This window comes from Haloprofundus sp. MHR1 (genome assembly GCF_005155585.1).
Classification (GTDB): domain Archaea; phylum Halobacteriota; class Halobacteria; order Halobacteriales; family Haloferacaceae; genus Haloprofundus; species Haloprofundus halophilus.
The window spans coordinates 899,988-912,432 of record NZ_CP039833.1; the positions used below are offsets into that span (position 1 = coordinate 899,988).

Annotated in this window: 11 protein-coding genes; 5 read left to right on the forward strand and 6 right to left on the reverse strand. The window is 68.1% G+C overall.

Translation table 11 applies throughout. The annotated features are described in order from the left end of the window. Positions 1–8 precede the first annotated feature (8 nt). Complete coding sequence (locus FCF25_RS04485) at positions 9–782, reverse strand: SDR family oxidoreductase (RefSeq protein ID WP_137047465.1); 774 nt, start codon at positions 780–782, stop codon at positions 9–11. Positions 783–1,023: 241 nt separating this feature from the next. Here FCF25_RS04485 and FCF25_RS04490 point away from each other — a divergent pair, with 241 nt between their 5' ends. From FCF25_RS04490 to pccA, 4 genes are all read left to right on the forward strand, one after another. Next, entirely contained in the window at positions 1,024–2,568 is a 1,545-nt protein-coding gene (locus tag FCF25_RS04490) for an acyl-CoA carboxylase subunit beta (protein WP_137049354.1), read from the forward strand. Then, positions 2,565–2,900, forward strand: coding sequence for a hypothetical protein (locus FCF25_RS04495; protein ID WP_254425886.1), 336 nt, complete (start codon positions 2,565–2,567; stop codon positions 2,898–2,900). Before FCF25_RS04490 ends, FCF25_RS04495 begins: the two co-directional genes overlap by 4 nt. 173 nt (positions 2,901–3,073) lie before the next feature. Then, the gene (locus tag FCF25_RS04500) at positions 3,074–3,439 is read left to right on the forward strand and encodes a hypothetical protein (RefSeq protein ID WP_117594971.1); all 366 of its coding nucleotides are present in this window, start codon (positions 3,074–3,076) and stop codon (positions 3,437–3,439) included. A 109-nt stretch (positions 3,440–3,548) separates the two neighbouring features. Then, entirely contained in the window at positions 3,549–5,342 is a 1,794-nt protein-coding gene (gene pccA / locus FCF25_RS04505) for a propionyl-CoA carboxylase biotin carboxylase/biotin-carboxyl carrier subunit (protein ID WP_137049356.1), read from the forward strand. 191 nt (positions 5,343–5,533) lie between these two features. On the opposite strand, the gene FCF25_RS04510 is transcribed toward pccA, so the two are convergent. Next, entirely contained in the window at positions 5,534–6,766 is a 1,233-nt protein-coding gene (locus FCF25_RS04510; protein WP_168191205.1) for an ATP-grasp domain-containing protein, read from the reverse strand. 301 nt (positions 6,767–7,067) lie between these two features. Between FCF25_RS04510 and FCF25_RS04515 the strand changes: the two genes are divergently transcribed. After that, positions 7,068–8,030, forward strand: a complete 963-nt coding sequence (locus FCF25_RS04515) for a biotin--[acetyl-CoA-carboxylase] ligase (RefSeq protein WP_137047466.1) — start codon at positions 7,068–7,070, stop codon at positions 8,028–8,030. 198 nt (positions 8,031–8,228) lie between these two features. Here the strand turns inward: FCF25_RS04515 and FCF25_RS04520 are convergent, their stop codons facing one another. The 4 genes from FCF25_RS04520 to FCF25_RS04535 form a co-directional block, all read right to left on the reverse strand. Then, entirely contained in the window at positions 8,229–8,690 is a 462-nt protein-coding gene (locus FCF25_RS04520; protein WP_174786367.1) for a universal stress protein, read from the reverse strand. Between the two features lie 60 nt (positions 8,691–8,750). Beyond that, positions 8,751–9,764, reverse strand: coding sequence for an amidohydrolase family protein (locus FCF25_RS04525; protein ID WP_117594975.1), 1,014 nt, complete (start codon positions 9,762–9,764; stop codon positions 8,751–8,753). Between the two features lie 81 nt (positions 9,765–9,845). Next, positions 9,846–11,069, reverse strand: a complete 1,224-nt coding sequence (locus FCF25_RS04530; protein ID WP_137047467.1) for an HD domain-containing protein — start codon at positions 11,067–11,069, stop codon at positions 9,846–9,848. A gap of 110 nt (positions 11,070–11,179) precedes the next feature. Then, positions 11,180–12,337 (reverse strand): HD domain-containing protein, encoded by a 1,158-nt coding sequence (locus FCF25_RS04535; RefSeq protein ID WP_137047468.1) that lies wholly within the window; start codon positions 12,335–12,337, stop codon positions 11,180–11,182. Between the last annotated feature and the right edge of the window lie 108 nt (positions 12,338–12,445).

The window sequence follows — 12,445 nt, forward strand, 5'->3', positions numbered from 1 at the left end:
CGCTCGGCTCAGGCGGTGTTGACGACCCCGCCGTCGACGACGATGGACTCGGCGGTGACGTACGACGCGAGGTCGCTCGCGAGGAACGTGGTGATGCCCGCGACTTCCTCGGGTTGCCCGAACCGTCGGAGCGGAATCGTTCCTTTCAGCTGTTCGCCCTCCTCGGTGCCGACCATCGGCGAGTCCTCCGTCGTCATCGCCGTCTCGATGACGCCGGGGTGGACGACGTTCACGCGGATGTCGTCGGGCCCCAGTTCGGCCGCGAGCGAGTAGGTGAACAGCCGAACGCCGCCTTTCGACGCCGCGTAGGGCGTGATGCCGCCGTAGCCGACGATGCCGGCGACGCTCGACATGTTGACGATACTCCCTCCCTCGCCGCGCTCGACCATCCGAATCGCCGCCGCCTTCGACCCGTTGACGACGCCGTCGAGGTTGACGCGGAGCAGATTTCGATACTCGTCGAGGTCCAACTCGATCAGCGGCGCTTGCGGGCCGACGATGCCCGCGTTGTTCACCATCACGTCGACGCCGCCGAACTCGTCCGCGGCCTCCACGGCGGCGACGCAGTCGTCGTAGTCGGAGACGTCGCACTCGACGAACGTCGCCTCCCCGCCGTACTCCTCGACGAGTTCGTGCGTCGGCGTTCCGCCTTCACGCGGGTCCTCGCGGATGTCGGCGACGACGACCGACGCCCCGTGTTCGGCGAACTGCTCGGCGATTGCGCGTCCGTTACCGCTCGATGCGCCCGTGACTACCGCTGTCTTTCCGTCTAAGAGTGTCATCGCGGTGAAGATAACGTCGAATGGTACCATAGCACTTGGCACACGCGGGTTGATACGTCGGGTCGGTGACGAACCGGGCATCGAGACTGACGAACCGGGCGTCGAGACGGTTGACGGGGTGTCGGTCGCCGGCGGGGTGAGATATCGACGACTGTCGAACTAGGTTTTGCCGTATTGCGGAAACCCTTTTGCACATCGAACGGACGTTCGTGACAATGCACGTTGGTGGTCCGGTATGACGATGGACGACCGTATCGAAGAACTCCGCCAGAAACGCGAAGAGGCCCGCAAGGGCGGCGGTGAGGACCGAATCGAGTCCCAACACGAGAAGGGGAAGATGACGGCGCGCGAGCGCATCGACTACTTCCTCGACGACGGGACGTTCCACGAGTTCGACCAGTTCCGCACCCACCGAACCCACAAGTTCGGGATGGAGGAGAAACAGCTGTACGGCGACGGCGTCGTCACCGGCTACGGCGAGGTCGACGGTCGAACCGTCTTCGTCTTCGCCCACGACTTCACCGTCTTCGGCGGGTCGCTCGGCGAGGTGTTCGCCGAGAAAGTCTGCAAACTGATGGACCAGGCGATGGAAGTGGGCGCGCCCATCGTCGGTCTCAACGACTCCGCGGGCGCGCGGATTCAGGAGGGCGTCACGTCGCTCGGCGGGTTCGCCGACATCTTCACGCGCAACCAGAAGGCCAGCGGCGTCGTCCCGCAGATTTCGGCCATCATGGGACCGTGCGCCGGCGGCGCGGTGTACTCGCCGGCCATCACCGACTTCATCTTCATGGTGAAGGACACGAGCCACATGTTCATCACCGGCCCCGACGTCATCAAGACGGTCACCGGCGAGGAGGTGACGTTCGAGGAGCTCGGCGGCGCGGTCACCCACGGGTCGACCTCCGGCGTCTCGCACTTCGCCGTCGACTCCGAGGAGGAGGCGCTCGACAAGATCGCGCGCCTGCTCTCGTATCTCCCGCAGAACAACGTCGAGGACCCGCCGCGCGTCGACCCGTGGGACGACCCCGAACGCGCGGACGAGGAACTGACGAACATCGTTCCGGACCAACCTCGGAAGCCGTACGACATGCACGACGTCGTCGACCGCGTCTGCGACGAACACTCGTTCTTCGAGGTCCACGAGGGGTTCGCGAAGAACATCGTCGTCGGGTTCGCCCGCCTCGACGGCCACGCCGTCGGTATCGTCGCCAACCAACCGCGCGTGAACGCCGGGACGCTCGACATCCAGGCCTCCGAGAAGGGCGCGCGCTTCGTCCGCTTCTGCGACGCGTTCAACATCCCCATCCTCACGTTCGTCGACGTACCGGGCTTCCTCCCCGGCACGGACCAGGAACACAACGGCATCATCCGCCACGGCGCGAAACTGCTGTACGCCTACTCCGAGGCAACCGTCCCGCTCCTGACGGTCATCACGCGCAAAGCCTACGGCGGCGCGTACGACGTGATGGCTTCCAAACATCTGGGCGCGGACGTCAACTACGCGTGGCCGACGGCCGAAATCGCCGTCATGGGGCCGCAAGGAGCGGTGAACATCCTCTACCGCGAGGAACTCGCCGAGGCCGACGACCCCGACGCCCGCCGCGACGAACTCATCGAGGAGTACCGCGAGGAGTTCGCCAACCCCTACACGGCGGCGGACCGCGGCTTCCTCGACGACGTCATCGAACCGACGGAGACGCGGGCGCGACTCGTCGACGACCTGCACATGCTGAAGTCGAAACGCGAGCAGACGCCCGACAAGAAGCACGGGAACCTCCCGATATGAGCCTCGACGCGGACGCGAAAGGCGAGCAAGCCGGAGACGCGAACGGCGAGGCGACCCGCCAGCGCCTCGCCGACGCCTCGGCGGACCTCGTGATTCCCGCCGACGCGGATGCCGACGAAGCCGCGGCCATCGCCGCCGTCGTCGGCGCACACCTCCGGGACCAGCAGGCGGCCGCAGCGGCCGCCGCCGCGTCGGAGTCAGAGGAGACGTGGGACGGGAGTCGGTGGCGCTTCGCCGGGCGCGTCGACGCGCTGCAGGGCCGGACCGTCCGCGTCCCCGACGGCGCGCCGACCGACGCGTGGACCGCCGCGGGTCGAACCGACCGGTTCTGACCGACGACGGTCGCCGGGGGTTCTCTGACTGCAGTACGTGACCGGAACCTCACGTAGCGTCTCTCGACCGTTCGGGTTCGATTCCCCTCTCCATCACGTAGATACGCTGACCACTCCACGGAGACGACAGTTCACCGAGCGCTTTTGGTAGTCGACGCCGAGTTCCACACAGTATGGCAGACACAGACGCTCCGACCGAAGAGACGCCCTCCCGGAGCGACGGCGGTCAGCCAACGACCTCGACTTCGACCTCGTCGGAGTCGGCAGAGCCGACCGCGCTGACCCTCGGTGACCTCGTCGGGACGACCGAACGGAACCGAACCGGCTCCACTGCGGGGTGGCTGTTCCGCCACGCGCTGTACGTCGGCGGGATTCTGCTCGTCGGCTTCGTCGTCCTCCCCGAACTGATGCTCTCGGTCGGCGCGGGGTGGCCCGTCGGCCTCGCGTGGGCGTTCGCGGAGTCGCTCCGCTACGGTTCGGTCATCCTCGCCGGGATGTACGCGGTGAACGTCGCCGTCTCGGACGCGCTCGAGCGGTAGCCGTCGCTGCGGCGCCGAGCGCCGTAAACGAGCTTTTTCTTCGAAGTTGACGACATCGACTCCGGACCGATAGAATGAGGTTCCGCATCCGAATATGGAAAGGCAAGAAATGTTCAGTAAGGTTCTCGTCGCCAACCGTGGTGAAATCGCGGTGCGCGTGATGCGCGCCTGCAAGGAACTCGGCGTCCGAACCGTCGCCGTCTACAGCGACGCGGACAAACACGGCGGTCACGTCCGCTACGCCGACGAAGCGTACAACGTCGGCCCCGCCCGCGCGGCCGACTCCTATCTCGACCAGGAGGCCATCCTCGACGCCGCCCGGAAGGCCGGCGCCGACGCCATCCACCCCGGCTACGGCTTCCTCGCCGAGAACGCCGAGTTCGCCCGCAACGTCGAGGAGAGCGAGTTCACGTGGGTCGGCCCCTCCTCGGACGCCATGGAGCGCCTCGGCGAGAAGACGAAGGCGCGCGCGCTGATGCAGGAAGCCGACGTGCCCGTCGTTCCGGGGACGACCGAACCCGTCGAGTCGCCCGACCAGGTGAAGGAGATAGCCGACGAGTACGGCTACCCGGTCGCCATCAAAGCCGAGGGCGGCGGCGGCGGCCGCGGGCTGAAGGTCGTCCGAAGCGAGGAGGAAGTCGAGGAGCAACTCGAAACCGCCCAGCGCGAGGGCGAGGCGTACTTCGACAACGCCTCCGTCTACGTCGAGAAGTACCTCGAAGCGCCGCGGCACATCGAGGTCCAAATTCTCGCCGACCACCACGGCAACGTCCGCCACCTCGGCGAGCGCGACTGCTCGCTGCAGCGCCGCCACCAGAAGGTCATCGAGGAGGCCCCGTCGCCCGCGCTCACCGACGACCTGCGCGAGCGCATCGGCGAGGCCGCCCGCCGCGGCGTCGCCGAGGCCGACTACACCAACGCCGGGACGGTGGAGTTCCTCGTCGAGGACGGCGAGTTCTTCTTCATGGAGGTCAACACCCGGATTCAGGTCGAACACACCGTCTCCGAGGAGATTACCGGCCTCGACATCGTCAAGTGGCAACTGCGCGTCGCCGCCGGCGAGGAGCTCGACTTCGAACAGGACGACGTCGAGATAGAGGGCCACGCCATCGAGTTCCGCATCAACGCCGAGAAGGCCGCCCAGGAGTTCGCCCCCGCGACGGGCGAACTCAAGACGTACGACCCCGCCGGCGGCATCGGCGTCCGCATCGACGACGCCGTCCGCCAGGGCGACGAGATCGGCGGCGACTACGACTCGATGATAGCGAAACTCATCGTCGCCGCCTCCGACCGCGAGGAGTGTCTCGTCCGCTCCGAGCGCGCGCTCGCCGAGTACGACATCGAGGGCCTCGAGACCATCATCCCGTTCCACCGCCTGATGCTCACCGACGAGGCGTTCATCGAGGGCGAGCACACGACGAAGTACCTCGACGAGAAACTCGACCGCGAGCGCATCGAGCAGGCCGTCGAGAAGTGGGGCCCCGCCGACGCCGGCGGCGACGACGGAGACGAGGAAGTGACCGAACGCGAGTTCACCGTCGAAGTCAACGGCAAGCGCTTCGAGGTGAACCTCGAGGAGCGCGGCGCACCCGCGATCCCCGTCTCGGGGAACTCCAGCGGCAACAGCGCCAGCCGGCCGCCGCAGGCGAAAGACGACGGCGGCGACGACGAGGTCGTCGTTGAGGGCGACGGCGAGACGGTCACCGCCGAGATGCAGGGGACGATTCTCTCCGTCGAAGTCGAGGAGGGCGACGAGGTCGCCTCCGGCGACGTGGTCTGCGTGCTCGAAGCGATGAAGATGGAGAACGACGTGACGACCCAGCGCGGCGGGACGGTCACGCAGGTCGTCGTCTCCGAGGGCGAGAGCGTCGACATGGGTGACGCGCTCGTCGTCATCGAGTAGCGCCGCGTCCGTCGTTTCCGACTCGCACTGCATCCGTCGTTTCCGACTCGCACTGCATCCGTCGTTTCCGACTCGCACTGCGTCCGTCGTTTCCGACTCGTACTGCGTTCGTTCGCCGTACGCTCTCGCCCCGTCTCGTCTCTCTGTCATCACCCGGCGAGCGACCGCAAACGGACCGGTCCAGTCGCCTCTCAGCTCGTGTTCGGCGTCGACGCGGGGTCTTCGGGCTCGGCGGAACGCTTTTTCCGGTCGTCGGTGAGTCGCCGCGAGGCCAACACCGCCGACTGTATCAACGCGCCGGCGGCGGGAGCGGGGTCGTCCCACGCCGGGATGCTGTGTCGGTAGCCGCCGAGGGCGCGTCCGAACGTGCCGAGGGAACTGACGGGGCGCTCGGAGACGTTCTCGCCGAGCCACTTGAGGTCCTCGTAGAACAGTCGCTGCATCCGCTCGCCGGCGGGATACTCGCCGTCGTGGTGAGGCGTCTCGCCAAGCAGTTGCTGGAAGTGCAGCCACGGGAAGTCGACGCCGCAGGAGACGGCGAAGGGGACAGACCCCCAGTACCGTCCGTTGACCTCGATGAGGTAGTACTCGTCGTCGTCGGTCCGCATGAACTCGACCATCGCCGGACCCGTCCACTCCAGCGCCCCGACGACCTCCTCGGCGTAACGCCGCATCTTCTCGTCGCGCATCGACTCCAGCACCGCGGAGTTCCCGCCGGAGGAGGGGAACGTCCGGACGCGTCGCTCCTGGAACTGTGCGAGCACCTCGCCCTCGTCCGCGAGGACGACTGCCGCCGTCGTCTCGCCGGGGACGTACTCCTGGACGATCGGTTCGTGGCCCTTCAGATGGCTGTTGCGGCCGACGAGCACCTGGTACGTCGAGACGAGCGCCGCCTCCGTCTCGACGTAGTTCACGTCGTCGATGAGGTCCGTGTGCGCCTGCCCGTCGTCGAGCACCGTCTTGCTGCGGTACTTCACGACCGCCGGCAGCGACATCCCGTCGGCGAGGTCGACGACACCCGCGTAGTCGTCTCGCTGACGGGTCTCCGGCGTCGGCACGTCGAGGTCCGCGGCGAGGTCGAACAGCGCCCCCTTGTCGTACGCCTTGTCGAACGTCTCGGGGTCCTCGACGGCGACTTTCGCGCCCGTCTCCTCCAGTTCGGCTTTGTGGTGCGAGCACACCAGCGAACTCGTGTCCGAGACCGGAATCACGGCGAATACGTCATTGGCCGCCAGATATCCCCGGAGGTCGTCGACGAACTGACGGTAATCCGACGCCGGGTCCGGGTAGACGTATCTGCCGTCGGCGTACCGCGAAAACATGCCGAGGCCCGTCCGACTCGTCCCGCCGACAGTCACGTCGACGCCCCGTCGACCGAGCGAGCGCACGACGCGCAACGCCGCCGGTCCGTCACCGTCCAGCACCAGAACCCGCGGGGGGTCAGACGCTGTCTTCGGAGCGGTCGGTTGTGACTCGGGGTGCTGCCGATTTGGCATGTGGGACAGAACGTCGCGGAAGGTGAAAAAGCCAGCATGAGAGGTTGTTGACATAGGTATAAGCGTACTGGCCGACCGCCCCCGAAAACGCGAACCATTTCTAAATTTGAAAGTAGCATCTTCCTGTCAGCAAGCCCACCGATGCGCTCGCTCTGGGCCTCGGCGCCGAGGCGAGCGCCGACGGTCCGTGACCGCCGCGTTCATTGCGACTGCCCACCGAGTCGCCCGCATGAGTGACACGCGGCGGGCGGTTCTGGACGCGTTGGCCGACGGCGTCGTCTCCGGCCCGGCACTCGCCGAAGCGCTCGGTATCTCACGAGCGGCGGTGTGGAAACAGATAGAGGCGTTACGGGCCGACGGGTTCGTCGTCGAGAGTACGGACGCCGGATACGAACTGAGAGACGTTCCGGAGTACGGCGCGTCGGCGGTCGAACTCGGCCTCGACGCGCCGGTAGCCGTCGAGTATCACGAACGCGTCGGCAGCACCAACGACCGCGGCCGCGAACTCGCCGCCGAAGGCGCGGCCGACGTCGCCGTGCTGGCCGACGAACAGGTCGGCAGTCGAGGTCGACTCGACCGCGAGTGGACCGCGCCGAGCGGTGGAATCTGGCTGAGTCTCGTCCTCCGTCCGTCGCGGCCCCCCGCACACGTGCCGCTGTTCACGCTCGCCGCGGCCGTTGCGACGACGAAGGCGGCGCGGGAGGCGGGCGTACCCGCCGAGATCAAGTGGCCGAACGACGTGCTCGTCCCCGTCTCTGACGGCGCGGCAGACGGTGAGACGCTCGGCCGCGGCGGTCGAAAACTCGCCGGCATCCTCACCGAGATGGAGGGGGAAGCCGACCGGGTCTCGTGGTTGGTCGTCGGCATCGGCGTCAACGCCAACGTCGACGCCGAGGCGCTTCCGGCGGGCGCGACGACGATCCGCGAGCGAGCCGGCGACGTGAACCGTCGACTGTTCGCCCAGCGCCTCATCGAGGAGTTCTACGCGCTCCGCGACGACCCGGAGTCGGTACTCCCGGCGTGGCGAGAGTACAGCGCGACGCTCGGCCGGCGCGTCCGCGTCGAGACGCCGGGAGGGAGCGTCGAGGGCGAGGCCGTCGATGTGGTGCACCCGGGTGCGCTCGTCGTCGACACCGACGACGGCGAGGTGACCGTCCACGCCGGCGACTGCGAACACCTCCGCTCGGCGTAGTCTGGCGACCGAGAGCACCTCCGCTCGGCGTAGTCTGGCGACCGAGAGCACCTCCGCTCGGCGTAGTCTGGCGACCGAGAGCACCTCCGCTCGGCGTAGTCTGGCGACCGAGAGCACCTCCGCTCGGCGTAGTCTGGCGACCGAGAGAACCTCCGCTCGGCGGAGCGCGGCCCGACGAGACGCCGAAGTCGACGGCGCTCAGGCGGGTTGCCCGGGCGGTTCGTCGGCGACGTGGACCGTCAACACCGGGACGTTCGACCCGCGGACGACTTTCTCGGCGACGCTGCCCAACAGCAGGCGGTCGATGCCGCCGCGGCCGTGCGTCCCCATCACGATGAGGTCACAGTTCTCGCGCTCGGCGTAGCTGACGATTTCGCGGCTCGGCGAGCCGTCGACGACGGCGGCTTCGACCGGCACGCCGCGCTCGGTGGCGATTCGTCGAACGTCCTCGACGGCCGTCTCGGCGTCAGAGCGGAGCATCTCGTCGATGCCGTCCCAGGACGACTCCATGGGCAGACCCGCGTAGCTCGCCGTGTTGACGACGTAGATGGCATGTATGGTCGCGTCGTGGGCTTCGGCGAGGTCGACGGCGTGGCCGACCGCACGCTGGACGCCGTCGGAGCCGTCGGTCGGAACGAGAATCCGTTCGTACATCCCCATGCGATATCGTACCAAGCTACTGCCGGAGGGTTAATAACTGTTCGCGCGGCGAGGCGGTGCTCAGAGGACGACGCGTTCGACGTCCGAGACGCCCGCGCGGCGGACGACGGCGCGGACGGGGTCGCGGACGCCCGAGAGGTTGTCGGAGTCGCCGTCGAGGACGAGCAGTTTCGCGTCGCGGCCCTCCTCGACGAGTCCGCAGTTCAGTCCGGCGATCTCCGCGCCGTTGACCGTCGCCATCCGGAGCACTTCGGCGGCGGAGACGTCGGCGAGTTTGGCGGCGAACTCCATCTCGCGGAACATCGACGGGCTGTTCAGCATCACGTTGTCGGTGCCGAGCGCCACTGTCGTCCGGTCGACCAGTTCGCGGATAGGCGGCACCCCGACGTTCGTCACGAGGTTCGAGCGCGGACAGACGACGATAGGCACTTTCCGGTCGGCGACGCGTTCGAGGTGCAGTGGTTCGGGGTGGACCATGTGGACGAGGAACTCCGGTTCGAGGTCGAGCGCCGGGTTGATGTCGTCGGGGTCGCGCTCGCCCGCGTGGATGCCGAACAGCTTCCCGGCTTCGCGGGTCGCGTTGCGGACGCTGCCGAACTCGCCGTCGCGCGCGCCGCTGGCCCCGAACCCGTCGGAGATCTCCATCGCGTCGGCCGTCTCTCGGCCGAGTACGACCGGCAGGAGGTCGACGTCCGCCGCGGCCGCGCGAATCGCGTCGACGCCCTCGCGGCCGCCCTCGCGGAACTCGATGCAGGCGGCGGTGCCGCCCGACTGCATGTACCGCAGCGACCGGCGCATCGCCGAAATCTTCTCGGACTGACTCGCCTGCCGGAGCAGGCGGTGTTTGAGGCCGTCCGGCGGGGCGACGAGTTCGTCGAGGCTCAAACCGCCACCGGCCTCTTTCGCTATCGAGTCGCCGATGTGGGTGTGCGCGTTGACGAACGCGGGGGCGATTATCGACGTGGAGTCCGTCGACGCCTCCTCGACTGCCTGTATCGTGCCGTCTTCGACGACGACTCGGCCCTCTATCGGGTCGAACTCCCGACCGACGAGGACGGTTCCCTCCAGTTCCATCGTCTGGGGCGAGACGGTGCCGTGGCTTGAAACCCTCGTTCCGTCGCGCGGCCCGCACGGACCGGTCTACGGGGCCGCGAATCAGTCGAACTGGTCGAGCGTCGTCGCCTCGCCGGCGCGGACGTCGTTGACGAGCGCGCCCTCGATGTCGAGGCCGAGTTCGTCGGCCGCGGCGCGGCCGACCGCCCCCGCCACGTCGGCCGGCGCGTAGACGCCGAGTCGCCACTGGTTCTTCTGGGCGGTCCGGAGCGCGTTGACCAGCGGCGACTGTCGACCCAACTGTCGAATATCGCCGTTGACGACGACTCGACTCGTCGACTCTCTCATCGACGGTTTGGCGGGGACGTCGACGACGACGTGTTCGGGCTCGACGCCGACGGCGGCGGCGACGCTCGCCTCGACCTCGCGAATCTCCCCGTGAGGCGCGTCCAGAACGGACTCCGGCACGTCGGAGAGCTCGGCCCAGACGCCGCGCTTGTAGAGGTCCCGGCCGTCGAGGCGGCGGGCGAACTCGGCGGTCTCGTCGATGTTCCGGAGCGCGACGAGCAGGTCGTGGTCGTCCATCCGCCGGAGTCGCTCGGCGGTACAGTCCGTGTCGGCGAGGAGGTGCTCGGCGGCGCGTCGCAGCATCGCCTTCGAGATGCGCGCGACCGGGTGCTGGTAGACGGTCGGGTTCATCAGCGCGCGGGCGACGAGCAGGCTCTCTGCGGTCTGGACGTTCCCCTCCGCGAGCACCAACTCGCCGTCGACGAACGTCAGTTCGCGGACGAGCCGCTCGTGGTCGATGGTGCCGTAGGGGACGCCGGTGTGGTGGGCGTCGCGGACGAGGTAGTCCATCCGGTCGACGTCCAGTTCACCGGAGACGACCTGGCCGTACTTGCCTTCGCCGCGAACGAGTTCGGCGACGCGTGCCGGCTCCATGTCGTGGTCGCGCAGCACCTCGCCGACGGTTCCCTCGGCGAGCAGTTCGTCGACGTCGTCGTGGTACTTGCCCGTGTGACGGTGCGTCAGCGCCTCGACGTTGTGACTGAACGGGCCGTGACCGACGTCGTGCAGGAGGGCGGCGGCACGGACGCGCTCGGCGTTCATACCCTCGACGCCGAGGTGGTCGAGCGCGCGGGAGGCGAGGTGGTAGACGCCGAGGCTGTGCTCGAAGCGCGTGTGGTTCGCGGAGGGGTAGACGAACTGCACCGTCCCGAGCTGCTTGATGTGGCGGAGCCGCTGGACCTCCCGCGTGTCCAGCAGCGCCGCGGCGACGCCGTCGACCTCGATGTGGTCGTGGACGCTGTCCTTGATGGTGATCATTGGTGGGCGATTCGGCGTCACCGCTTAAAAACGGTCGGAGGTGCGGGTCGTCGTTCCCGTCCGCCCTCGCCCCCCTCGCCCCCTTCAGTCGGGCGAACCGCTCGGCAGGCTCAGTCGTCGACGTCGAGTATCGCGGCCGCGGCGTCGCCGACGGCCTCGACGTGTTCGTCGGGCGCGTACACCCCGAGTCGCCACTGCGCGCGTTCGGTGTTTCTGAGCGCGCCGACGAGTTCGGAGGCCTCCTCCAGCCACCGGACCGTGCCGTCGACGACGACGTGGGTCTCGGACTCCTTGAGCGTCGGTCGGCTGGGAACGTCGACGATGACGTCGTCCGGGTCGACGCCCGCCGCGTCGGCGACGTCGCGCTCGGCGGCGCGAACGTCGTCGTGGCCGATGTCCGGGACCCACGCCGGGACTTCCCAGAGGCCGGCCCAGACTGCGCGTTTGTACAGGTCGCGGCGCTCGATTCGTCGACCGAAGTCGGGCACCTCCCTGCCGAGTTCGACGAGCAGGTCGTGGTCGGCCATCCGGCGGAACTTTCGGACGCTGAGGTCGGTCTCGTCGAGCAGGCGCTCGGAGGCGCGGTCCAACATCGCGCCCGCGATTCGCGAGACGTGGTGGCGATAGACGACTCCGTTCATGAGGCTGCGCGCGAGAAGCATGCTCTCGGCGGTCTGGACGTTGCCCTCGGCGAGGACGAGACGGCCCTCGCGCAGTCGGAGCGCGCGGACGAGGCGGCCGTGGTCGATAGTGCCGTAGGGGACGCCGGAGTGGTGGGCGTCGCGGACGAGGTAGTCCATCCGGTCGACGTCCAGTTCGCCCGAGACGAGCTGGCCCAGGTCGCCCTCGCCGCGGACGAGTTCGGCGACGCGCTCGGGGTCGAGGCCGTGGGCCCGGAGTACGTCGCCGGCGGCCGACGAGGCGAGCAGGTCGCCGATTTCGTCGTGGTGCTCGCCCGTCCGGCGCATGATGACCTCCTCGGTCTGGTGGCCGTAGGGGCCGTGACCGATGTCGTGCAGCAGCGCGGCCGCGCGGACGTGCGCCGCCCGGTCGTCGTCGACGCCGAGGTGGTCGAGCGCGCGGGAGGCGAGGTGGTAGACGCCGAGACTGTGCTCGAAGCGCGTGTGGTTCGCCGACGGGTAGACCAGACGCACGGTGGAGAGCTGTTTGATGTGTCGAAGCCGCTGCAGTTCGGGCGTGTCGAGGAGGGCGCGGGCGACGGGGTCCACCGAGATGTAGTCGTGGACGCTGTCCTTGATCGCGTTCATGACGCCCGACTTCGTAATCGGAGAACAAATAGCCGTCTCACTCGGTGTCGGGGGTGAATCGGCGGCGAGTCGGCGTCGAAGGCGTCGCCGTGAAGGCCAGATACAAAT

Coding starts and splice junctions, on each gene's coding strand:
- FCF25_RS04495 (WP_254425886.1), top strand. CDS start 2,565: ATGAGCCTCGACGCGGACGCGAAAGGCGAGCAAGCCGGAGACGCGAAC.
- FCF25_RS04485 (WP_137047465.1), bottom strand. CDS start 782: ATGACACTCTTAGACGGAAAGACAGCGGTAGTCACGGGCGCATCGAGC.
- FCF25_RS04490 (WP_137049354.1), top strand. CDS start 1,024: ATGGACGACCGTATCGAAGAACTCCGCCAGAAACGCGAAGAGGCCCGC.
- FCF25_RS04520 (WP_174786367.1), bottom strand. CDS start 8,690: ATGGGGATGTACGAACGGATTCTCGTTCCGACCGACGGCTCCGACGGC.
- pccA (WP_137049356.1), top strand. CDS start 3,549: ATGTTCAGTAAGGTTCTCGTCGCCAACCGTGGTGAAATCGCGGTGCGC.
- FCF25_RS04525 (WP_117594975.1), bottom strand. CDS start 9,764: ATGGAACTGGAGGGAACCGTCCTCGTCGGTCGGGAGTTCGACCCGATA.
- FCF25_RS04500 (WP_117594971.1), top strand. CDS start 3,074: ATGGCAGACACAGACGCTCCGACCGAAGAGACGCCCTCCCGGAGCGAC.
- FCF25_RS04535 (WP_137047468.1), bottom strand. CDS start 12,337: ATGAACGCGATCAAGGACAGCGTCCACGACTACATCTCGGTGGACCCC.
- FCF25_RS04530 (WP_137047467.1), bottom strand. CDS start 11,069: ATGATCACCATCAAGGACAGCGTCCACGACCACATCGAGGTCGACGGC.
- FCF25_RS04515 (WP_137047466.1), top strand. CDS start 7,068: ATGAGTGACACGCGGCGGGCGGTTCTGGACGCGTTGGCCGACGGCGTC.